Source organism: Bradyrhizobium diazoefficiens USDA 110 (genome assembly GCF_000011365.1).
GTDB classification, from domain to species: domain Bacteria; phylum Pseudomonadota; class Alphaproteobacteria; order Rhizobiales; family Xanthobacteraceae; genus Bradyrhizobium; species Bradyrhizobium diazoefficiens.
Genome location: NC_004463.1, coordinates 1033202 through 1055447, shown reverse-complemented (window position 1 = coordinate 1055447; position 22246 = coordinate 1033202). Strand labels below are relative to the sequence as shown.

The following is a 22246-nucleotide window of genomic DNA, read 5'->3' as shown; positions in this document are numbered from 1 at the left end:
ATGAGTTGGGACACCGCTAACCCAACAAACAGTGTCGTCCCGGACAAGCGAAGCTCTCGACAACGCGTAGCGTTGTCTAGAGCGGAGCGCCGATCCGGGATCCATAACCACAGGGAGACGTTTGGCGAAGACTCGGAGTTACCTGCTCACCCTACGACCACTGCCTGGGAGTATGGGTCCCGGGCTCGCTTCGCGCCCCGGGGACGACAGTGGCGTTCGTGACAACGGCCATCGCCCCTACAGGAACAACCCCTTCACCCGTACACGAACGCCTTGTCATCCAGATCCGTCTTCGGGATCTCGTCCTTTTCGGTCCAGTAATCCTGGCTGTGCTGCCATTCCGGCTTGTCGCCGCGCTTGGGCAGCAGGTTCATGTTGCGCATCATGTAGCCGGGGTTGAAGTTCTCCGGATCGATCCAGGGCAGGATCGGCATGTTGTGGTCTTCGGGACGCAAGCTCACCTCGACCTTCTTTTTGCCCTTCGCCTTCATATGTCCGAGCAGACGGCAGACGAAATCGGCGACGAGGTCGACGCGCAGCGTCCAGCTGGCGCGGAAATAGCCGAACACCCAGACCATGTTCGGCACGCCCGTGAACATCATGCCGCGATAGGTGACGGTGTCGCCGAAGGCGAGCGGCTTGCCGTCGATCTCGAAGGCGATGTCGCCGAGCGCCGCGAGATTGAAGCCGGTCGCGGTGACGATGATATCGGCTTCCAGCAGCTTGCCCGACTTGAGCTGGATGCCGTTCTCGACGAAGCATTCGATCTCGTCGGTGACGACGGAGGCCTTGCCGCTGGCAATCCCCTTGAACAGGTCGGCATCGGGCACGAAGGCGATGCGCTGTCGCCACGGCCGGTAGCTCGGCGTGAAGTGCGTCTCGACGTCGTAATCCGGACCAAGCACCGCGCTGATCTGGCCGATCAGTTCCTTCTTCACCTGCTCCGGCTTGGACACGCAGAGCTTCGTGAACGCATCCTGCTCGAACAGGATCTTGCGGCGAACGATCTCGTGGATCCATGCTTCATCCACCTGGAGCCGACGCAGCTCCTCGGCGATCTCGATGGCGTTGCGGCCGAGGCGGAAATAGGTCGGCGAGCGCTGCAGCATGGTGACATGCGCGCAATCGTCCGCGATGTTCGGCACCAGCGTCGCTGCGGTCGCGCCCGAGCCGATCACGACGACCCTCTTGCCGGTGAGGTCGATGTCATCAGGCCAGGTCTGCGGATGGACGATGCGGCCCTTGAAGCGATCCATGCCCTTCCACTCGGGCGTGTAACCCTCGGAATGGCGATAATAGCCCTGGCACATCCAGAGGAAGTTTGCGGTGAAGGTCCTTGCTTCACCGGTATCGGTCGTGACCGCTTCGATGGTCCAGAGGTTTTGGTCGCTCGACCAGCTCGCGGAATTGATCTTGTGCTTGTAGCGGATGCGGCGGGCGATATCGTTGTCCTCGATCACCTCGTTCATATAAGCGAGGATCTCCTCGGCGGTCGCGATGGGCGGCCCGACCCAGGGCTTGAAGCTATAACCGAAAGTGTGGAGGTCGCTGTCCGAGCGGATGCCGGGATAGCGATGCGTGCTCCATGTGCCGCCGAACGTCGCTTGCGTTTCCAGGATGACGTAGCTCGTGCCCGGCAGGTGCTTTGTGACGTGATAGGCGCTGCCGATGCCGGAGATGCCGGCGCCGACGATCAGCACGTCGAAATGCTCTGAAACCTGTTTGGCCGTGGCGTGACTGCGAACAGCGACATTCATTGTTGCTTCTATGCCTTGCTTGCTTTTGTGGCCGCCCTTGATTGAGCGACGCGTTTCCTCCGCGACAGGCATGGTCGCCCATCGCGCTTCCGCTACAAAATGACATAGATCAAGTTGCGGTCAAATCACAGCGCCGCACCCCAGCTCCGCGCGGTTTGCAAGATCCAGTCGCGGTAGAGCGTGAGCGGCGTGACGCCGGTCAACCCGCCGCAGCCAGCCGCGCCATTCGGCCCCGTGGACCAACTGATGAGGCCGACGAGCATGGCGCCGTTCGGCTTGTCCTCGAACACGGGACCGCCGGAATCACCGGTGCAGGCGCCGATTCCATCGCGAACACCGTTGGTTACGGGATCGACCAGCCGGATCTGAAGCGTGCCGGGCTGGCCGGTGGCGACGAGGCCCGCGACCCGCGTCGCGCCGCCGCTCTTGCCATCACCGCGCACGGTGACGCCAATACCGGCGATGACGAAGCGGCTGCCGACCTGAATTGGAATATTCGGCATGCCAACCGGCACCGCCGATTTTCCCTTGAGTGGAATTTCCAGTTGCAGCAGCGCCACGTCGGCGGTGGCGCGATGCGCCTGCATCGCCTGCATGTTGAAGTTCGGATGGATCGCGACGGTGCGGACGTTCAGCAATTGCGGCTGGCCGTCGGTGCCGCGATCCACGATCTTGTAGTCCGCGCCGGGCTGCACGCAGTGGGCGACGGTAAGCACGAGTTTTGGCGCGATCAGGCTGCCGGTGCAGAAATTGCCGCGCGAGCCGACGATGGTGACGACGGCGCGCGCAACGCCATCAGCCTGCGGCGTGCCGCCGCCGACGATGGCATGGGCGGGCGTGGCGAGCAGCAGCGCCGCGATGATGGGAGTTGCAAGCTTCTTCATGGGAACACGCTTTGGCGGCAGCCTCGGTGAGGGCGGATTGCTTCGGACTGGCTCTTGCCGATAGCGCATGCTAGCCCTCTTGGAAAGGAATTGACGAGGGCAAGACATTGGCGATCGAGGCGGTGATCTTTGATTTTGGCGGCGTGTTGACGAGCTCGCCGTTCGAGGCGTTCGCGCGGTTCGAGACCGAGCGTGGGCTGCCCATCGACATCATCCGGCGCACCAACGCGGCCAACCATCTGGAGAACGCCTGGGCCAGGTTCGAGCGCGCCGAGGTCGACATCGACACCTTCGACACGTTGTTCGCGGAGGAGTCGCGCGCGCTCGGCGCGGAGGTGCGCGGCCGCGACGTGCTGCCGCTGCTTCAGGGCGATCTGCGTCCCGAGATGGTCGAAGCGTTGAAGCGAATCAAGGCCGGGCTCAAGACCGGCTGCATCACCAACAACCTGCCTGCCAACGCCATCGGCAGCATGACCGGGCGCTCGCTCTACATCGCCGAGGTGATGGTGCTGTTCGACCACGTCATCGAGTCCGCCAAGATCGGCCTGCGCAAACCCGACCCACGCATTTACAAGATGATGGTCGAGACGCTGAAGGTCGATCCGGGAAATTGCGTCTATCTCGACGATCTCGGCGTCAATCTGAAGCCCGCGCGTGAGATGGGTATGACCACCATCAAGGTCACCAGCGGCGCCCAGGCGATTGCCGAGCTCGAGGCGGCGACAGGGTTGAAGCTGACATAGTTCGCGAAGGCTGTAGGGTGGGCAAAGCGAAGCGTGCCCACCAATTCCATTGGGACAAGCAGATGGTGGGCACGGCGCTTTCGCGCCTTTGCCCACCCTACGAGAGCCTACTCCGCCGCGGCGGAGATTCGCTCCGGAAACGCTGCGGCGAGCGAGGCGCGGTCGGGCTTCAGCACACCGCGCTCGGTGATGAGACCGGTGACGAGGCGAGCAGGCGTCACGTCGAAGGCGTAGTTCGCGACCGGCGAGTTCTCGGGCACGATGCGCACCGTCTCCAGCCTCCCGTCGGCGGTGCGGCCGGTCATATCGGTGACCTCCACGCCGCTGCGCTGCTCGATCGGGATGTCGCGGATGCCGTCATGGACGGCGAAATCGATCGTTGGCGACGGCAGCGCGACGTAGAACGGCACGCCGTTGTCATGCGCGGCGAGCGCCTTGAGGTAAGTGCCGATCTTGTTGCAGACGTCGCCATTGGCGGCGACGCGGTCGGTACCGACGATGGCGAGATCGACCATGCCGTGCTGCATCAGATGGCCGCCGGTGTTGTCGGGGATCACCGTGTGCGGCACGCCGTGATGGCCGAGCTCCCAGGCGGTGAGCGAGGCACCCTGATTGCGCGGGCGCGTCTCGTCGACCCAGACATGGACCTTGATGCCGCGCTCATGCGCGAGGTAGATCGGCGCCGTGGCGGTGCCCCAGTCGACGGTGGCGAGCCAGCCGGCGTTGCAATGAGTCAGCACGTTGACGACCTCGCCCGGCTTCTTCGCCGCGATCGCCTCGATCAGCGCCAAACCGTTGGCGGCGATGCCGCGGTTGATCTCGACGTCCTGCTCGACGATCTCGTCGGCGCGCGCATAGGCCGCCTCGGCCCGTTCAACCGGATCGATCGGCGCGAGGGTCGCACGCATCTCATCCAGAGCCCATTTCAGATTGATTGCGGTCGGGCGTGCCACGACGAGCGTCTCGTAGGCAAGCTTCAGGCCCGCATCGGAAGCATCCTCGCGCATCGCGAGCGCCATGCCATAGGCTGCCGTCGCGCCGATCAGCGGCGCGCCGCGCACCAGCATGTCGCGAATCGCAACGGCCGCGTCTTCGCACGAGGTCAACCTTGCAACGACGAACTCATGCGGCAGCCGGCGCTGGTCGATCGCGCCGACCGACCAGCCGTCGCGCTCGCGCCAGATGCTGCGGAAATGCTTGCCGTCAACCTTCATGGCTTTCTGCCTTTCGTCTCAGCCACGTAGCACGCGCCCTGCTACGGCATCGAGCTTCTTCAGAAGCTCGGGATCACGCGCCTCGGGCGCAGTGATCAGCGCGGTGTCGAGCGCGCGGTCCGAACCGATCGGGCACGGCTCATGCTCGCGCGGGAAATCCTTTGCCAGCCGCGCCACCAGCGCCTTCGCCTTGTCGGCGTTCGAGGTCAGCACGCGGATGATGTCCTGCACGGTAACGGCGTCATGGTCGGGATGCCAACAGTCGAAATCCGTCACCATCGCGACCGTGGCGTAGCAGATCTCCGCTTCGCGCGCGAGCTTCGCCTCGGGCATGTTGGTCATGCCGATCACGGAATAGCCTGATGTCTTGTAGGTCATGCTCTCCGCATAGGTCGAGAACTGCGGCCCCTCCATGCAGACATAGGTGCCGCCGCGCGCGATTGCGATACCCTCGGCCTCGGCCGCCGCGGCAAGATGGATGCGCAGCCGCGGCGAGACCGGATGGGCCATCGACACATGCGCGACGCAGCCGCGGCCGAAGAACGAGCTCTCGCGCTTGTGGGTGCGGTCGACGAATTGATCGACGAGCACGAAGGTGCCGGGCGGCATCTCTTCCTTGAACGAGCCGCAGGCCGACAGCGAGATCAGGTCGGTGACGCCGGCGCGCTTCAGCACGTCGATATTGGCGCGGTAGTTGATGTCGGAGGGCGACAGCCTGTGGCCCTTGTCGTGCCGCGGCAGGAACACGATCGGCAGGCCTGCGATGGTCCCGCGCCGCAGGGGCGCCGACGGCTCGCCCCACGGGCTCTTGATCACCTCTTCGTGCGCGCCCTCGAGGCCCGGCAGGTCATAGATGCCGGAGCCACCGATGATGCCCAATACCGCCTGCGTCATGCCTGCTCCACCCTGTCCGCTACGTGCGACATGGTTAAGCTATGCCAGTTTTGCGGCGGTTTTGGAACGGGGGTGGGGGAACGATGCGCGTGAGGGGCGTGAGGCGCTCGTAACACGTTCGGTGTCGTCCTGGCGAAAGCCAGGACCCATACCGCGAGGTCCATCGATGGGGCGCGATATCAATCCCGAACGACCAAACTTCGCCAAACTCCTGCCTGGGGTAATGGGTCCTGGCTTTCGCCAGGACGATCCCGGGGAGACAGCTGTGCGCTTAGCTAAGCCGCGGTCGCCGGCTGCAGCTGGGTCATCACCATCCGCTCCAGCGTCTCGACGGACTGGAAATTCTCCGGCGTGATCTCCGACTGCGGAATGGTGAAATCGAATTCGGCTTCGACGCCGAGCATCAGATTGACCATATCCATTGAGGTCAGGCCGACATCGACGAGCTTGGCCTGCGGCGTGACGTCCGCGGCGAGCGCGTTCTGTTCGAGGATGCCCTTCACCAGCTTGATGATGCGATTGCGCACGTCGGTATTGAAGGCCTGCATCGGCAAATTCCCGTTTGTCTGGTCGGTCCGGACTGCCGCCTACGATGGTCAGGGACGGCCGATCCCGCAATGGCCGGCACCATTACTTCGCGTTTCTTAGTAAACGATGACTCAGATTGTCGGGAATCCGGACATCTTCCAGATCCCTAACGCGATCGCGGAAATTCCGGCCATGCCAACAACCCGACCTTAACTGTTCGTTCGGAATTTGGCTTTGTTTACCCTGTATTTCATCGACGAATTTGAATTAAATCCGTAGCCTCGTCTCACAAGCAAAGATGGCCGGAGGATCGCTTACGCGGCATCGCGAATGATGTCGGCGATCTCGAACGGCAAACCGGAGGCGGACGAGCATGAACGTGCGTGAAGCAGTTCTCACTGTCGACGAAACGCAGACGAACCTCCTCGAGCAGGGCCCCTCCCTGATCGAGCGCGTCGCCCGAACCGCGGTAGCGGCAGCGGCCGACGCAGACGGGGTCGATCGCGACGCCCGCTTCCCGCACAAGGCTTTCGACGTCGCGCGTGAGCAGAAATTGCTCGGCGTCATGATCCCGGTCGAGTTCGGCGGCTTCGGCGCCTCGATCTACGACGTCACCGACATCTGCTACACGCTCGGGCGCGCCTGCGCCTCGACCGCGATGATCTACGCGATGCACCAGACCAAGGTCGCCTGCGTCATCAGGCACGGCCACGGCATTCCCTGGATGGAAACCATGATGCGCCGGGTCGCCCGCGACCAGTGGCTGCTCGCCTCCTCCACCACAGAAGGCCAGAACGGCGGCAACATCCGCGCCAGCGCTGCCGCCGTCGACGTCGCCGGCGACACCGTCTCGCTGGTGCGCGACGCCACCGTGATCTCCTACGGCGCCGAGGCCGACGGCCTCGTCACCATCGCCCGCCGCGCCACCGACGCCGCCGCCTCGGACCAGGTGCTGCTGGCGCTCGCCAAGGACGATTATTCGCTGAAGCGTACGCTGGGCTGGGAAACGCTCGGCATGCGCGGCACCTGCTCCACCGGATTCGAGTTGAAGGTCGACTGCCCGACCGACCGCGTCTTCCCGGAAGCCTACGACAAGATCCATGCCCAGACGATGACGCCGTTCGCACATCTGTGCTGGTCCTCGGCCTGGGCCGGCATTGCCGCCGCGGCCGTGACGCGCGCGCAGGCCTTCATCCGCAAGGCGGCCCGCAGCTCCGGGGGCCAGATGCCGCCGGCAGCAGCGCACTTCACCGCGGCAAAAATGTCGCTGGCAAAGCTCCGCGCGCTGATCGCCGCCAATATCGAGGCCTTCGCCCGCGCCGAGCATGACGAGCGCGCACTCGGCTCGCTCGACTTCCAGTCGTCGATCACGCTGCTGAAGGTGCAAGCTTCCGAGCTCGCGGTCGAGACCGTGATGCATGCGATGCGCACCGCGGGCCTCTCCGGCTACCGCAACGACGGCGAGTTCACCATGGGCCGCCACCTGCGCGACGTGCTGTCGTCGCCGATCATGATCAACAACGACCGTATCCTGGCCAACGCTGCGACCTCGACGCTGATGAGCGGCATTCCGGCGAGCCTGCGGGACTGACAAGTTTTCGAGACTGACGTGCCTTCGTCCAACAAGAATAATTTCAGATAGCAGGAAGTCGAACATGAACATTGCTGTTCTCCCCAACTCGCCTGACACCGCACCGCAAATCGCCGATCCGCTCGATCATCTCGCCGACAAGCTGTTCCACAGCATGGGCTCGGACGGTGTCTACGCCCGCACCGCGCTCTATGAGAGCATCGTCGAGCGGCTCGCCGCGCTGATCACCAGCCATCGCGAAGCCGGCACCGAAGCGCTGCGCTTCCCACCTGTGATGAGCCGCGCCCAGCTCGAGAAGTCCGGCTATCTCAAGAGCTTTCCGAACCTGCTCGGATGCGTCTGCGGCCTGCACGGCACCGAGCGTGAGATCAACGCCGCGGTGAGCCGTTTCGATGCCGGCGGCGACTGGACCACGTCACTGTCGCCGGCCGACCTCGTGCTGTCGCCGGCCGCCTGCTACCCTGTCTATCCGATCGCGGCGAGCCGCGGCCCCTTGCCGAAGGGCGGTCTCCGCTTCGACGTCGCCGCCGATTGCTTCCGCCGCGAGCCGTCGAAGCATCTCGACCGGCTGCAATCGTTCCGGATGCGCGAATATGTCTGCATCGGCACGCCCGACGACGTTTCCGATTTCCGCGAGCGCTGGATGGTGCGCGCGCAGGCGATCGCCCGCGATCTCGGCCTGACCTTCCGTGTCGACTACGCCAGCGATCCCTTCTTCGGCCGCGTCGGCCAGATGAAGGCGGTGAGCCAGAAGCAGCAGCAGCTCAAGTTCGAGCTCCTGATCCCGCTGCGCTCGGAAGAGCAGCCGACCGCCTGCATGAGCTTCAACTATCACCGCGAGCATTTCGGCACCACCTGGGGCATCCAGGACGCCAATGGCGAGCCGGCCCACACCGGCTGCGTCGCCTTCGGCATGGACCGGCTCGCGGTCGCCATGTTCCACACCCACGGCACCGATCTTTCCGCCTGGCCCGCCAAGGTGCGGGACATCCTGGGCCTGCAGCCGCATGTTGCGGCCGGCGCCCATGGCGAAGGCTGGCGCTAGAGCATGATCCGGAAAAGTGCGAAGCGGTTTTCCGAAAAGATCATGCTGAAACGATAGACCAAACGAGGCCGACCATTTCCACGGGTAAGACGAGCGTGATCCACACCAAGGTTCGATGCCGCGAGATTACCGAGTCCGATGTCGATGCCATCGCGGACTTGCTGACGCGCGGCTTCGTGGGCCGCTCGCGCAACTATTGGATCCAGGGCCTGCGCCGGCAGGCCTTCCGGCCGGTGCCGGAGGGCTATCCGCGCTTCGGCTACATGATCGACAATGACGGCACGCCGGTCGGCGTGCTGCTGCTGATCTACACGGCACGGAAGAACGGTGAAGAGACCGCGATCCAGTGCAACCTGTCGAGCTGGTATGTCGATCCGGCGTATCGCAACTACGCCCCGCTGCTGACCAAGATCGCGCAGCGGCACAAGGACGTGACCTATCTCAACATCAGCCCGGCGCCGTGGACCTGGCCGATCATCGAGACGCAGGGCTTCCGTGCCTATTGCCGCGGCATATTCTTTTCGGTGCCAGCGCTGGCGCGGCCCCCGCGCTGGAGCAAGATCGAAGTCATCTCGCAGCACGCCAAGACGATCGAGGGACTTTCCGAGGCCGAGACCGAACTGCTGACGCGGCATGCGCGCTACAATTGCCTTAGCCTCGTCTGCCGCACGCCGCAGGGAACCTTCCCCTTCATCCTGCAACCGGTGCGCATCCGCCGCGGCTTCATCGCGCCGCCCGCGATGAAGCTGATCTACTGCCGCAGCGCCGCCGAATACGCCGCCTGCGCAGGCCGCATCGGCCGGCTGCTGCTGCGGCTCGGCAAGATCTCGGTGGCGGTCGATGCCAACGGCCCGGTTCCCGGCCTCGTCGGTATTTATACCGAGCGGCGTGGCCGCAAATATTTCAAGGGTCCGCACCAGCCGCAGCTCGCCGATCTCACCGACACGGAACTCGTGCTCTACGGGCCGTGAGGGCAGATGCCGCCACACTCAGTGTCGTCCCGGCGAAGGCCGGGACCCATACCGCGTGATCTGTCTGTAAGCGCAGGGTGCTAGTACCGCGGGAAAACCTGTTCACTACTAGTCTTCGCCAAACCTCTCCCTATGGTTGTGGGTCCCGGCCTTCGCCGGGACGACACCAGAAAATATGTTGCGCCCTCTCGGCCAACTCTTGCAGGCACCTTTGCAATCCGGAGACGCTCTCCACCGCCGGTCACCCTCCGTAAACTACTGCGCTTAAGGGAATTTTCCGGGGTCTCCGTTACCCTCGGCGCTCGAATTACGCTGCGTTAAGTCTATTGCCCGCCGAGATCACGCCGACCCCATGACGTCGACCCGCGACAACGAGCTTGGTGCACGCCGCGAGCAGGGCCCGGAGGCCCTGGTCGCGCTGAGCCAGCTTGCGCTCGACCACATGGAGCAGGGTGTCTGCGTCTACGATGCCGACAACAGGATCGTGCTGGTCAACCAGCGCTACCTGTCGCTGTTCGACATGTCGGCCGATGTCGTGCGGGTGGGCGCGAGCTATCGCGAGGTGCTCGCGCACAGCGCGACGCGTGGGAATTTTCCGGAAAGCGAGCTCGACTCGCTGTATTCGACGCGGATCGCGCAGATCGCGGCGGGCAAGCCGTTCCGTACCGAGCAACGGCTGGCGACTGGCCTCGTCATGGCACTCGAGCTGAAGCCGCTTCCCGGCGGCGGCTGGATGACGATCTGTGACGACGTCAGCCGCCTCGCCCGGCTCGAGGCGGAATTGCGCGTGCAGACAGAACGCAGCCAGCATGCGCTCGCCAACATGTCTCACGGCCTCATCATGTATGACGCCGACAGCCGCGTCGTCGTCTGCAACGAACGCTTCCTGAAACTCTACAACCTCGACCCAGAAGTCGTGAAGCCGGGCGTCACGCACAGCGCGGCCATCGAACACTGGCTCTCGCGCGGCAACACGCCGGGCATGTCGGCCGACGAATTCCACGACACCAGGCTCGAGGACGTGCGCAGCCGGAAGGCGAAGACGCTGCTGGTGATGCGCTACGACGGGCGGATGGTGCAGGCGGTCTCCCGCTTCCTGCCCGACGGCGGCTGGGTGACGGTGCACGAAGACGTCACCGAGCGGCTGAAATACGAGGAGACGCTGAGGCAGCAGAACTTCATCCTCGACGCGGCGATGGAGAACATGGCGCACGGGCTCGCCTTCTACGACAGCGACATGCGCCTGCGCGTCTGCAACACCACCTACCGCAAGATCTATTGGCTGTCGCCGGAGGAAACCAGGCCCGGCACGCATCTCGGCGAGCTGATCGAAAGATCGATGGCGAACGGCGCGTTCGTTTCGGAATACAGTCCGCGACAGCTCCTGGAAGCCGCCAGCGCGAAGATCGCGAACCGCGATTCCTCGCCGATGCGCCGGCGCATGACGAACGACACCGTGATCTCGGTGCGCTACTGCGCCCTGGCCGAGGGCGGCTTCGTCGCCACCTATGAAGACATCACCGAGCGCGAGCGCGCGATCGAGGAACTGAGCGAACAGTATCGCCGCTTCGACGCGGCGCTGAACAACATGAGCCAGGGCCTGTGCATGCTCGATTCGAGCCTGCGCGTGATCGTCTGCAATCGCCGCTATATCGAGATGTACGGGCTGTCGCCCGACGTGGTGAAGCCGGGCATTTCGATGCGCGAGATCATGGATCACAGCTGCGAGCTCGGCATCCATCCGGACACGACCGGCGCCAAGCTCTATGCCGATTATGTCGAAAGGCTGCGCGAGGGCGAACACACGCTGCACCGCCATTTGAGCGACGGCCGTATCATCAAGCTCAACCACAAGCGGATGGAGCTTGGCGGCTGGGTCGTCACCTATGAGGACGTCACCGAGCGCCACAAAGCCCAGGCCCGCGTCGCGCACATGGCCCGGCACGATTCACTCACCGACCTGCCCAACCGCACGCTGTTCCGCGAGAAGATGGGCGAGGGACTGAACCAGGTCGCGATCGCCGGCGGCGCCATGGCCGTGCTGTGCTTCGACCTCGACAATTTCAAGACCGTCAACGACAGGCTCGGCCATGCCGCCGGCGACCGCTTGCTGCGCTGGGTCGCCGCGCGCCTGAAGGAGAATGTCGGCGAGCACGACACCGTCGCCCGCCTCGGCGGTGACGAGTTCGCCGTTCTCCAGCGCGGCCCGCAGCCACAGTCGGCCGAAAAGCTCGCCCGCCGCCTGGTCGAGATCATCGGCCACCCGCCGCCGCTGGAAAGCCAGTCGATCCATGTCGGCGTCTCCGTCGGCATCGCGATCGCGCCCGACCACGGGCTCGATGCCGACGAGCTGATGAAATGCGCCGATCTCGCGCTGTACCAGGCCAAGGCAAGGGGGCGCGGCGCCTATCAGCTGTTCGAACCCGAGATGGAGGAAGAGGCCCGCAGCCGGCACGCGCTCGAGCACAACCTGCGCGGCGCACTGGAGGCGCGTGAATTCCACCTGGTGTTCCAGCCACAGGTGCGGCTCGAGTCCTCGGAGCTCACCGGCTTCGAGGCGCTGCTGCGCTGGAAGCATCCCTCGCGCGGCTTCGTCTCGCCGGCCGAATTCATTCCGATCGCCGAAGAGAACGGACTGATCGTTCCGATCGGCGAATGGGTGCTGCGCACGGCCTGTGCGACCGCGGCGTCATGGCCCGATGTCACGGTCGCGGTGAACCTGTCGCCGGTGCAGTTCCGCGCGCGCGGGCTGGCGGCGATGGTCACAAGCGCGCTCGCGGAAGCCGGCCTGCCGCCGCAGCGGCTCGAGCTCGAGGTCACCGAGACCGCGCTGCTCGACGACAGCGAGGCGACGATCGAGATCTTGCACCAGCTTCGCGCGCTCGGCGTGCGCGTCAGCCTCGATGATTTCGGCGTTGGCTATTCCTCGCTGAGCTATTTGCGCAAGTTTCCGTTCGACCGCATCAAGATCGACCGCTCCTTCGTCGGCACGCTCGGCGAAAGCCCGGAGAGCGTCGCCATCGTTCGCACCATCGCAAGCCTTGGCTCCGTGCTCGGCGTCGAGACCACGGCTGAGGGTGTGGAGACCGAGGAGCAGCTCGACTTCGTCCGCGAATGCGGCTGCACCGCGGTGCAGGGCTATTACTTCGGCAGACCGTGCCCGGCGGCCGAGGTTGCACGTACCATCGAGACGCTGAACGCGGTTCGCCGCGTGGCGTAAGGACGCCCACGTCAAATTCCGTGCCTCGGCACGCCTCCAAACGACCAATTGTCGCACATACCGTTTCCAGCTGGATAGCCGCGTCGACCGCTGCGCACGGTCCGCGCAATGCGCTTTTCTTCTCTGGTGATTTCAGGGACAATCCCGTCATAACAAAGAGAGACGGCGGCCCGAACGAGGCCGCCGCGGGGGAGGTAACCCGATGTCGCGGTATGGGCTGAGGACGGCTGTATTCGCCGCCATACATATTGCCGTGGGAGCGCTGCTCGCGACCGCGGCCGGCGCGCAGGACTATCCGAGCAAGCCGGTCACGCTGATCGTGCCATGGCCGGCCGGCGGCTCGACCGACATCTCGATGCGCGCGATCGCGGACAGCGCCTCGAAAGTGCTGGGACAGCCGATCGTGATCGACAACAAGGCCGGCGGCGGCGGCACGGTGGGCCCCGCGACCATGGCAGCGGCCGCCAAGCCGGACGGCTACACCATCTCGCAGATCCCGATCACCGTCTTCCGCTTGCCCTTGATGCAGGACGTGTCATGGGACCCGGCGAAGGACTTTACCTATATCATTCACCTCACCGGCTACACGTTCGGCGTGACCACCAGCGCGGAGTCGCAGTTCAAGTCCTGGAAGGACGTGGTCGAGTTCGCGAAGGCGAATCCGGGCAAGGTGACCTATGCGACACCGGGCACCGGAACCTCGCTCCATATCGGCATGGAGCAGATCGCGGCGATGTCCGGCATCAAGCTCACGCAGGTGCCGTTCAAGGGCGGCGCCGAGACCAACGCCGCAGTGCTGGGCCAGCACACGATGCTCCAGGCCGATTCCACGGGATGGCGGCCCTTGGTCGATGCCGGCAAGCTGAAGCTTCTGATGGTGTGGACCGGCGCGCGATCGCCGAACTATCCCGACGTGCCGACGCTGAAGGAGCTCGGCTACCCCATGGTCTACGATTCCCCGTTCGGTATCGCCGGCCCGAAGGGCATGGACCCCAAGATCGTCGCCAAGCTGCACGACGCCTTCAAGAAGGCCGTCGAAGATCCCGCGGTGATCGCCACGCTCGCCAAGTACGACATGGTGCCGAACTACAAGAACACCGAGGACTACAGGAAGTTCGTCGTCGAGGTCACGGAGTCCGAGCGCAAGGTGATCGACACGCTCGGGCTCGCGAAGAAGTAGAATCGCGAGAACAACTTGGGCTACTGCAAATTCTGACGTCATCCTGAGGTGCGGGCCGCCCTTGCGGCTCGCCTCGAAGGATGGACACGGGCACCGTCGCCCTTCGAGGGCCGCTGAAGAAGCGGCCGCCTCAGCGACACCGGCTTCGCCGTTGCGCGGGGGTGACGGTGGTCTAGGAGTGGTTCACATGGGCGACCAAACCAACGTCAAACTCCGCCTCTCCAACTCCGAACTCTGGGGCGGGCTGATCGGGCTCGGGCTCGGCGGCTTTGTGATCTGGCAGGGCTTGAGGCTGAAGCTCGGCACGATCAACGATCCCGGCTCCGGCTACGTGCTGTTCTACACCGGCATCCTGATGTGCGTGTTCGCGGCCTCCATCATCGTCTCGGCCGTCGCCGAGGGCGGGCCGACGCTGGCCTCGCGCTGGGAAAATGTGCGCTGGGGCAAGCCGCTGCTCGTCATCGCCTGCCTCGTCGCGTTCTCCTTCGCGCTGGAGCCGCTGGGATTTCTGCTGTCGTCGATCCCCTTGCTGCTGCTGATGTTGCGGCTGATCGATCCGGTGCGCTGGACGCTGGCGATCCCGATCGCCGTGCTGGTGCCATCAGGCATGTGGTGGGTGCTCAAGCGCCTGCTCCTGATCCAGTTGCCCTCCGGCCTGTTCGGGATCGGCTGATCGCATGGATACGCTCGTCAACGTCGCGCATGGGTTCGGCGTCGCGCTGCTGCCGATCAACCTGCTCTATTGCTTCATCGGCGTCTTCATCGGCACGCTGGTCGGCGTGCTGCCGGGCATCGGGCCGATCTCGGCGATGTCGCTGCTGCTGCCCGTGACGCTGTCGGGTACGCCGGAATCCGGCATCATCATGATGGCCGGCATCTATTACGGCTCGATGTATGGCGGCTCGACCACCTCGATCCTGGTCAACATCCCCGGCGAGGCGGCCTCCGTCGTGACCTGCATCGACGGCCACCAGATGGCCAAGCAGGGTCGCGCCGGCCCCGCGCTCGGCATCTCCGCCTTCGGCTCCTTCATCGCCGGCACGTTCGCGCTGGTGGCGCTGATGCTGGTGGCGCCGAGACTTGCCAGCATTGCGATCGCATTTGGCCCGGCCGAGTATTTCAGCCTGATGGTGCTTGGCCTCGTGGTGCTCACCTTCCTCACCCAGGGCTCGATGCCGAAGGCGCTATTGATGGCGTGCATCGGCGTCGTGCTCGGGCTGATCGGGCTCGACAGCATCACGGCGCAGCCGCGCCTGACCTTCGGCCGCATGGAGCTGATCGACGGCATCGGCCTCGTGCCCGTGGTGATGGGCCTGTTCGGCGTCGCCGAGGTGCTGCTCAACACCGAGCAGGCGATCAAGCGCGACATCATCAACGCCAAGATCACGCAGCTCTTGCCGAACAAGGCCGATTGGCAGGCCAGCGCCGGCCCCGTCGCGCGCGGCACGCTGCTCGGCTTCCTGCTCGGCATCCTGCCCGGCGGCGGCGCGGTGGTGGCCTCGTTTGCGTCCTATGCGCTGGAGAAGCGGCTGTCGAAAACGCCGGAACGGTTTGGCCATGGCGCGATCGAGGGCGTCGCGGGCCCCGAATCCGCCAACAACGCGGCGGCCGGCGGCGCGTTCATTCCGCTGATGACGCTGGGCATCCCGCCGAACGTGGTGATGGCGCTGCTGCTCGGCGCCTTCGTCATCCACGGCCTGCAACCGGGGCCGCTGCTGATCACGCAAAACCCCGGCCTGTTCTGGGGCATCGTCGCCAGCATGTATATCGGCAACGTCATGCTGCTGATCCTCAATCTGCCGATGATCGGCATGTGGGTGCAGCTCCTGAAGCTGCCCTACAACATCCTCTTTCCCCTGATCATCCTGTTCACGATCCTGGGCGTGTACTGCTCCAGCAACAACGTGTTCGACGTCTACGTGATGATCGCGTTCGGGATCATCGGCTATTTCATGCGCAAGCTCGGCTACGAGCCGGCACCGCTGGTGCTCGCCTTCGTGCTCGGACCGATGCTGGAGAACAATCTGCGCAAGTCGCTGATCCTGTCGCAGGGCGATCTCTGGACCTTCGTGCAGCGGCCGATCTCGGCGGCGTGCCTTGCGCTGGCGCTGGCGCTGCTGGTCGCCCCGCTGCTGCCGTCGCTGCGCAGGAAGCGCGAGCTGGTGGCGCTGGATGAGGGAGCGTGAGGGAGGGGAAGCGAGATCGCAGCGCGATTAAACGATGAACTCCTACCCCGCCGCAGGCAGCGCGCTGTCCGGCGGCGCACTCCACGGGCGTTCGGCTGACGCCAGCCCGATCAGACGGCCCTGGATGTAGTCGCAACCCCAGTCGCGCAGCATGTTTGCGGCCTCGTCGTCCTGCACCCATTCGGCCACCGTCTTGATATCGAGGCGGCGGGCGAGATCGATCAGGGTCTGCACGAAGGCGCGATCGTCGGCGGAACGGGTAATGTTCTGCACGAAGGCGCCGTCGATCTTGACGATGTCCACGCCGAGCTTGCGCAAATTGCGGAACGAGGTGTAGCCGGCGCCGAAATCGTCGATGGCGATGCGGCTGCCGAAATTCTTCAGCCGCGTGACGAAGCCGCGGACATCGTCGATGTCCTGGATCGCGACCGTCTCGGTGATCTCGACGATCAGCCGCTCGGCGACCCCGGGATGCGCCAGCATCAGCGACTCGATTCCCGCCCACCAGTCCGGATCCATGGTGGTGTCCGGCGAGATGTTGAGGCTGAGACTGACATCGGGCGCGGCCGCAAGCTCGGCGACCACGAGCTCGAGCACGCGGTGATCGACCAGGCGGATCAGGCCGAGGCGCTCGGCAACCGGCACGATGTCGGGCGCGAGCAGCACCTGGCCGTCACCCTGGTCCATCCGCACCAGGCATTCATGGAATGCGCGCTCGCGCGAGACGGCCGAGACCACCGGCTCATAGGCGAGCTTGATGCGGCGCTCGTTCAGTGCGGTGACGATCTCGTCGGTGACGCGGATGTTGACGCGGCGCTGCGCGTCGCGCGTGGCATCCGGACGCCACGCTGCAAACGACCCGGCGCGGCGGCGCTTTGCGGCGTCCAGCGTCTCATGGGCGCGGTTGACCGCCTCGTCGGTGTTGCGGGCATAGCGCGGCACGCTGACCGCGCCGATCGACGCGGTGACCGAGACCGGGCCGGATTTGGTCGGCACCACCTCGTCCCGGATGCCGGCGAGGAAACGCTCGGCGGCGACGTTCATGTCGTCGATGGTGCAGTTCTTCAGGATCAGGCCGAACTTGTTGCCGGAGAAGCGCCCGAGCACGTCGCCGCCGCGCAGCCGCGCGCGAATGCGTTTGCCGACATCGAGAATCACGGCATCAGCAACGTCGAAGCCGAAGGCGTCGTTGACGCGGGCGAGATGATCGATGCCGACCAGCATGAAGGCCGAGGTCGAGCGGAAGCGGGTCGTCTCCTCGATCGCCTCGGCCAGCGCCGCGATCAGATGCGAGCGGTTGAGCTCGCCGGTCAGCGGATCGAGCCGGGCCAGCCTGGTCAATTCCTCGTCGCGGGCGTGGCGCTCATTGTTGATGCGGACGGAGCCGATCGCGCGGACCGGGCGGCCGTCGGGGCCGGCGAACCAGCGGCCGGTCTCCTCGACCCAGACCACGGGATCGGAGGTGCTCATGCGCACGCCGTATTCGACCCGGTAGGGCGTGCCGTCGGCGCCGTGCACGGCGGATGTCTGCGCCAGCGCGGCGGTCCGCAGCGACGGCGCGGGCTCGATCAGCTTGGCGAATTCGGCGCCGGTCGCGAGCCGCTCGGCGGGGATGCCGGGGAAGACGGCGCCGGCGTGCTCCCCCCAGACGATGACGTCGCTGGCGATGTCCCAGGCGAACACGGCCTGGCCGAGCGCGGCCAGGATGTCGGAGGCTTGTGGCAATGCGGGGGTCAAAATCGCCTCATTTCGGGACAGCGGGGAGTCCTGAGCCGGCACAGGATAGAGCCAGATTCGCCCCCAACCCTAGGCAAAGTTGATAAACAATTTGGAAACCATGTTTCGGGGCAGCGCGGAACCAAACCGGCCCGGCCGGCATAGGCCTTGCGAGTACGTGACTCGCACCGGCGCCCGCGTCCCGAAACGCGACGATCTTCGCCGGATCAACGGTGATTGCGATGTTGAGTACTGATCGATCGGACTTGGCGGACTACGGCACAGGCTCGGCCCTCGTGCCGCTGCTGCCGACGTTGCAGTGGGTTATCAAGGCGCCGCTGCCTCGCCCCGATCCGAGCTTCGTCACCCAACTCATCGCCAATGCCGAGCATTTGCCCCAGGCCAGCCGGCTCCGCCGCGCCTCCCCTGAAGATGCGCGGATGGCCTATGGCAGCAAGCGCCCGCTCGGAAGCGTCAGCGCGCGCACGCGGCAGGTGGCTTAATCCAACTTGCAGGACAATTGTTGCCTCACGCTCGCTGCACCTCTCCCGCCTGCGGGAGAGGTCGACGCGCTCGAAGAGCGCGGCGGGTGAGGGCTCTCTCCTCTTGGGGATTCCCTCTGCGGAGACACCCCCTCCCCAACCCTCCCCCGCAAGCGGGAGAGGGAGCACACCGTCAAAGCGGCAACAGGGGTAACGCGCTCGATCAGCGCGGCGTGTCCGGCGACGACGGCGTGCCATTGCCCGGCTGCAGATGCGGCGAGGGAATTTCCGGCGAGGGCGGGCTCACCGGCTTCGGCGCCGGATGGTCCATCAGCACGGATTCGGCGACCGATTGCGCGGTGGGCGCGGGCGGCACCGGGGCTGCTTGCGGTGCCGACACCGGCTCGAATTTGGGCTCGGACGCGACGTCATCCGCCGGCGCCTCGGCCTGGCGCTTGGCCTTGCGCGGCGCGGGCACCGTCGTCTCGGCGACATAGGTGACGCGGCGGCGCGTGCGCTGGGCGATGCCGCCGAGGAAATCGGCCATCGCGAGCAGCACCAGCAGGAAATAGGTGGAGTTGCCGAATTTGGGCCACATCACGAATTCGGCGGCGGCCGCGCCGAACACGATCAGCGACAGCAGATGATCCATCAGGAATTTCGAGCCGGGCCGCGCGCCTTTGACCACCTCGAGCAGCAGCAGCACGATACCGAGCGCAAGCATCAGATCGGCGAGCGTGACCGGCCAAGTCTCGCCCGTGATCATCGGCACCTTGAACAGCACGTCCGAGAAGGACACGCTGGGCATCAGGAAGGCGATGATGTTGTAGACCGCGAGCGGAATCAGGAGCAGCGGGAAACCGACCATCGGCGAAATGCCTTCTCGATCAAGATATCCGGACAGAACAATGCAGCGGCGAAGCATTCGCTCCGCCGCCGTCACCGTCATATCTCATGGGTTGGCCGAAATCAGGCAGGTCACGTCATCCTGATTGAGGATAACCCTGCCCGAAGAAGAGTCCGACCTCAGGACTCTTTCTTCTTCAGGACCTGACGGCCCTTGTACATGCCGGTCTTGAGGTCGAGATGGTGCGGACGACGGAGCTCGCCGGAGTCCTTGTCTTCCACATAGGTCGGCTTCTTGATGGCGTCTGCCGAGCGGCGCATGCCACGGCGCGACGGCGAGGTTTTTCTTCTCGGAACGGCCATTTCAGTATCCTCTAGGGATTGGTGTCATCAGGGCATCGTCCGCGAGGGACGGCTCAGCACCCGCAATACGAGGCGAGCTGAATGCCGATCAAGGCCGCGCTTATAGAGGAAGGCTGGCCGCAAAGCTAGGCTCTTGGGCCGGAAAATGCGCCCGAAAAGGGCCCGAAATCAGCGATTTTCTCGCCAGCAGGTCGCAAGCGTCGAGGCCTGCGCCCTTGCCACATAGGTCCCGGCGAGCCGCCGGACGCCCGGTCCGGGGGTCCTGGCGCTGCGTTTGACTGGATTCGGCAGGATCGAGGCCAGAAGTGCCGCCTCCCGGGGGGAGAGGCTGGCGGCCGATTTACCGAACGCATAGGCGCTGGCCGCCTCCACCCCAAACTGGCCCTGCGGACCGAGCTCGGCGATGTTGAGGTAAATTTCCAGGATCCGCGGCTTGGGCAGGACGAAATCGATCCACAACGCCAGCGGGAATTCCAGCGCCTTGCGGATGAAGTCCCGCCCCTGCCAGAGGAACAGGTTTTTCGCCACCTGCTGGGTGATGGTGGAGGCGCCCCGGAAGGCGGTGCCGTCCTCCTTCGCGTCGTCGATCGCCTCGCGCAACGCGCCCCAATCGATGCCGTGATGCTTGCAGAAATGAGCGTCCTCGGCCGCCACCACCGACCGCGGCAGGTAGGGCGACATGGCCGCGAGATCGATCCATTCCCGCTGCATCGGCGCGCCCCGCAAGCTGCGCCAGGCCATCAGCGTCGAAACGGGATGGCCGGTGCGGTAGAACGGCGCGATCACATAGGGCGCGAGAACCACGACCGCGAGCGCTACCAGCAGGATTTTAACGATGCGCAAATCGACCTTTCCGGCGCAAAATGAAACGCAGCCACGGGCCCAGCCATTAAGTCTGTGATAATTCGGGTCTTTTCCAGCACTTTTTAGGCCTTCCAAACGATTGACTGAGGCGGGCTCATAAAGGATTGTCCCGCCGAATTTTAGTTCTGGAGCCCTTCTTGATGACCGGCACGTCCCCGTCCGATTTCGCCAAACGTCTGGACAAGACCGCTGATGATACCGAGGCCCTGCTCGGGCGCCTCCTCGCGGACGACATCCTGCCCGATGAAATCGCCCGTCCCAAGCGACTGATGGACGCAATGCGCTATTCGAGCCTGAACGGCGGCAAGCGCCTGCGGCCGTTCCTGGTGGTTGAAAGCGCAGCCGTGTTCGGCGTGCCGCGCGAGGCGGCGCTGCTCGCCGGTGCGGCGCTCGAATGCATCCACTGCTATTCGCTGATCCATGACGACCTGCCGGCGATGGACAATTCGGACCTGCGCCGGGGCCGGCCCACCCTGCACAAGAAGACCGACGACGCGACCGCGATCCTCGCCGGCGACGGCCTGCTGACGCTCGCCTTCGATATCGTCACCCGCGACGAGATCCATCGCGACGCCAATGTACGGCTGCTGCTGACGCGCGCGCTGGCGCGCTGCGCCGGCATCGGCGGCATGGTCGGTGGCCAGATTCTCGACCTCGCAGGCGAAGGCCGTTTCGGCGGCAACGAGCCGATCGATGTCGCCCGCATTCAGCAGATGAAGACCGGCGCGCTGCTGCGCTACGGCTGCATCGCCGGCGCGATTCTCGGCCAGGCCACGGCCAAGGAATATCAGGCGCTCGACGATTACGGCCGCGCGCTCGGCGAAGCCTTCCAGATCGCCGACGATCTGCTCGACGTCGAAGGCGATGCCGCGGCGCTCGGCAAACCTTCGGGCCAGGATGCTGCGCTCGGCAAGACCACCTTCGTCACCCAGCTCGGCATCGAAGGCGCCAAGCAGCGCGTGCGCGACCTGCTCGCGCGGGCCGACAGCGCGGTCTCGATCTTCGGCGACCGCGCCGCCGTGCTGCAAGCCGCCGCGCGGTTCGTCGCCGAGCGCAAGAACTGACCGGGCGATGACGGGCATCGACAAGGAAGATCCCGTCCTCGCGCGCTTCCAGAGAATGTCGCGGCCGATGCGCGTGATTTACGCGCGGCCGCGGACTTTCATTTCACTCGGCTTCGGCATTCTGGTCTGCCTGCTGTTGCCCGGCTCCCTGCGGCTGGCGACGCGGCTCGTGCTCGGCTGGGATGCGCTGATCGCGGCCTATCTGGTGCTGGTCTACGTGATGATGCTGAACAACGACCACCAGCACATCCGCCGCAACGCTGCGATGCAGGACGACGGCCGCTTCGTGATCCTGCTGGTGACGGCGATCGGCGCATTCGCGAGCATCGCGGCGATCGTCGCCGAACTCGGCGCCCATCGCGGCGCCACGGAGCTGACGATCGCGATCACCACCATCGCGCTGTCATGGGCCGCCGTGCATACAACCTTCGCGCTGCATTACGCCCATGATTACTATCGGCACCCGCCGGGCGGGTTGCAATTCCCGAGCGGCGACAAGGAAGATCACGCCGATTATTGGGACTTCGTCTATTTCTCGTTCGTGATCGGCATGACCGCGCAGGTCTCCGATGTCGGCATCACCGACAAGACCATCCGCCGCACCGCGACCGCGCACGGCATTATCTCGTTCATCTACAACACGGCCTTGCTGGCGCTGACGGTGAACATCGCGGCGAGCGCGATTGCGACTTAGATGT

At 65.0% G+C, this 22246-nt stretch carries 20 protein-coding genes; 11 read left to right on the top strand and 9 right to left on the bottom strand.

Annotated elements, in window-relative coordinates; genetic code table 11:
• Positions 1-254: 254 nt before the first annotated feature.
• Both BJA_RS04875 and BJA_RS04870 read right to left on the bottom strand, forming a co-directional pair.
• Positions 255-1757 (bottom strand): flavin-containing monooxygenase, encoded by a 1503-nt coding sequence (locus BJA_RS04875; protein WP_038965215.1) that lies wholly within the window; start codon positions 1755-1757, stop codon positions 255-257.
• 125 nt (positions 1758-1882) lie between these two features.
• The gene (locus BJA_RS04870) at positions 1883-2641 is read right to left on the bottom strand and encodes a S1 family peptidase (protein ID WP_038965209.1); all 759 of its coding nucleotides are present in this window, start codon (positions 2639-2641) and stop codon (positions 1883-1885) included.
• Positions 2642-2748: 107 nt separating this feature from the next.
• On the opposite strand from BJA_RS04870, the gene BJA_RS04865 reads away from it, so the two are divergent.
• Positions 2749-3384 carry an HAD-IA family hydrolase gene (locus tag BJA_RS04865; RefSeq protein ID WP_028172637.1) on the top strand — a complete coding sequence of 212 codons (636 nt, stop codon included), beginning with the start codon at positions 2749-2751 and terminating at the stop codon, positions 3382-3384.
• A gap of 107 nt (positions 3385-3491) precedes the next feature.
• Here BJA_RS04865 and mtnA read toward each other — a convergent pair whose 3' ends face one another.
• From mtnA to BJA_RS04850, 3 genes are all read right to left on the bottom strand, one after another.
• Positions 3492-4598 carry an S-methyl-5-thioribose-1-phosphate isomerase gene (gene mtnA, locus BJA_RS04860; RefSeq protein ID WP_011083782.1) on the bottom strand — a complete coding sequence of 369 codons (1107 nt, stop codon included), beginning with the start codon at positions 4596-4598 and terminating at the stop codon, positions 3492-3494.
• A gap of 18 nt (positions 4599-4616) precedes the next feature.
• Complete coding sequence (locus BJA_RS04855) at positions 4617-5492, bottom strand: S-methyl-5'-thioadenosine phosphorylase (RefSeq protein ID WP_011083781.1); 876 nt, start codon at positions 5490-5492, stop codon at positions 4617-4619.
• Positions 5493-5767: 275 nt separating this feature from the next.
• On the bottom strand, positions 5768-6040 hold the full coding sequence (locus BJA_RS04850) for a phosphopantetheine-binding protein (protein ID WP_011083780.1): 273 nt from the start codon (positions 6038-6040) through the stop codon (positions 5768-5770).
• A 353-nt stretch (positions 6041-6393) separates the two neighbouring features.
• Between BJA_RS04850 and BJA_RS04845 the strand changes: the two genes are divergently transcribed.
• From BJA_RS04845 to BJA_RS04815, 7 genes are all read left to right on the top strand, one after another.
• Positions 6394-7611: an acyl-CoA dehydrogenase family protein gene (locus BJA_RS04845; RefSeq protein ID WP_011083779.1), complete on the top strand. Its 1218-nt coding sequence runs from the start codon at positions 6394-6396 to the stop codon at positions 7609-7611.
• Between the two features lie 64 nt (positions 7612-7675).
• Positions 7676-8656, top strand: coding sequence for an amino acid--[acyl-carrier-protein] ligase (locus tag BJA_RS04840; protein ID WP_011083778.1), 981 nt, complete (start codon positions 7676-7678; stop codon positions 8654-8656).
• Positions 8657-8751: 95 nt separating this feature from the next.
• Entirely contained in the window at positions 8752-9627 is an 876-nt protein-coding gene (locus BJA_RS04835) for a hypothetical protein (RefSeq protein WP_011083777.1), read from the top strand.
• A 352-nt stretch (positions 9628-9979) separates the two neighbouring features.
• Complete coding sequence (locus BJA_RS04830; protein ID WP_011083776.1) at positions 9980-12847, top strand: PAS-domain containing protein; 2868 nt, start codon at positions 9980-9982, stop codon at positions 12845-12847.
• A 202-nt stretch (positions 12848-13049) separates the two neighbouring features.
• On the top strand, positions 13050-14027 hold the full coding sequence (locus BJA_RS04825; RefSeq protein WP_011083775.1) for a tripartite tricarboxylate transporter substrate binding protein: 978 nt from the start codon (positions 13050-13052) through the stop codon (positions 14025-14027).
• Positions 14028-14214: 187 nt separating this feature from the next.
• A complete protein-coding gene (locus tag BJA_RS04820) occupies positions 14215-14700 on the top strand; it encodes a tripartite tricarboxylate transporter TctB family protein (protein WP_038965205.1) in 486 nt (161 codons plus the stop codon).
• Positions 14701-14704: 4 nt separating this feature from the next.
• Entirely contained in the window at positions 14705-16213 is a 1509-nt protein-coding gene (locus tag BJA_RS04815) for a tripartite tricarboxylate transporter permease (RefSeq protein ID WP_011083773.1), read from the top strand.
• Positions 16214-16255: 42 nt separating this feature from the next.
• Here BJA_RS04815 and BJA_RS04810 read toward each other — a convergent pair whose 3' ends face one another.
• Entirely contained in the window at positions 16256-17950 is a 1695-nt protein-coding gene (locus BJA_RS04810) for a bifunctional diguanylate cyclase/phosphodiesterase (RefSeq protein WP_038965204.1), read from the bottom strand.
• A gap of 221 nt (positions 17951-18171) precedes the next feature.
• Between BJA_RS04810 and BJA_RS04805 the strand changes: the two genes are divergently transcribed.
• Positions 18172-18432 (top strand): hypothetical protein, encoded by a 261-nt coding sequence (locus BJA_RS04805; protein ID WP_038965203.1) that lies wholly within the window; start codon positions 18172-18174, stop codon positions 18430-18432.
• Between the two features lie 202 nt (positions 18433-18634).
• On the opposite strand, the gene BJA_RS04800 is transcribed toward BJA_RS04805, so the two are convergent.
• From BJA_RS04800 to mtgA, 3 genes are all read right to left on the bottom strand, one after another.
• On the bottom strand, positions 18635-19279 hold the full coding sequence (locus BJA_RS04800; protein ID WP_028172628.1) for a hypothetical protein: 645 nt from the start codon (positions 19277-19279) through the stop codon (positions 18635-18637).
• A 158-nt stretch (positions 19280-19437) separates the two neighbouring features.
• Complete coding sequence (rpmF, locus tag BJA_RS04795) at positions 19438-19620, bottom strand: 50S ribosomal protein L32 (RefSeq protein ID WP_007598106.1); 183 nt, start codon at positions 19618-19620, stop codon at positions 19438-19440.
• Positions 19621-19788: 168 nt separating this feature from the next.
• Positions 19789-20463, bottom strand: a complete 675-nt coding sequence (mtgA, locus tag BJA_RS04790; RefSeq protein WP_028172627.1) for a monofunctional biosynthetic peptidoglycan transglycosylase — start codon at positions 20461-20463, stop codon at positions 19789-19791.
• 161 nt (positions 20464-20624) lie between these two features.
• On the opposite strand from mtgA, the gene BJA_RS04785 reads away from it, so the two are divergent.
• Positions 20625-21548 carry a polyprenyl synthetase family protein gene (locus BJA_RS04785; protein WP_011083768.1) on the top strand — a complete coding sequence of 308 codons (924 nt, stop codon included), beginning with the start codon at positions 20625-20627 and terminating at the stop codon, positions 21546-21548.
• Positions 21549-21555: 7 nt separating this feature from the next.
• Complete coding sequence (locus BJA_RS04780) at positions 21556-22242, top strand: DUF1345 domain-containing protein (protein WP_011083767.1); 687 nt, start codon at positions 21556-21558, stop codon at positions 22240-22242.
• The last annotated feature ends 4 nt before the right edge of the window (positions 22243-22246 follow it).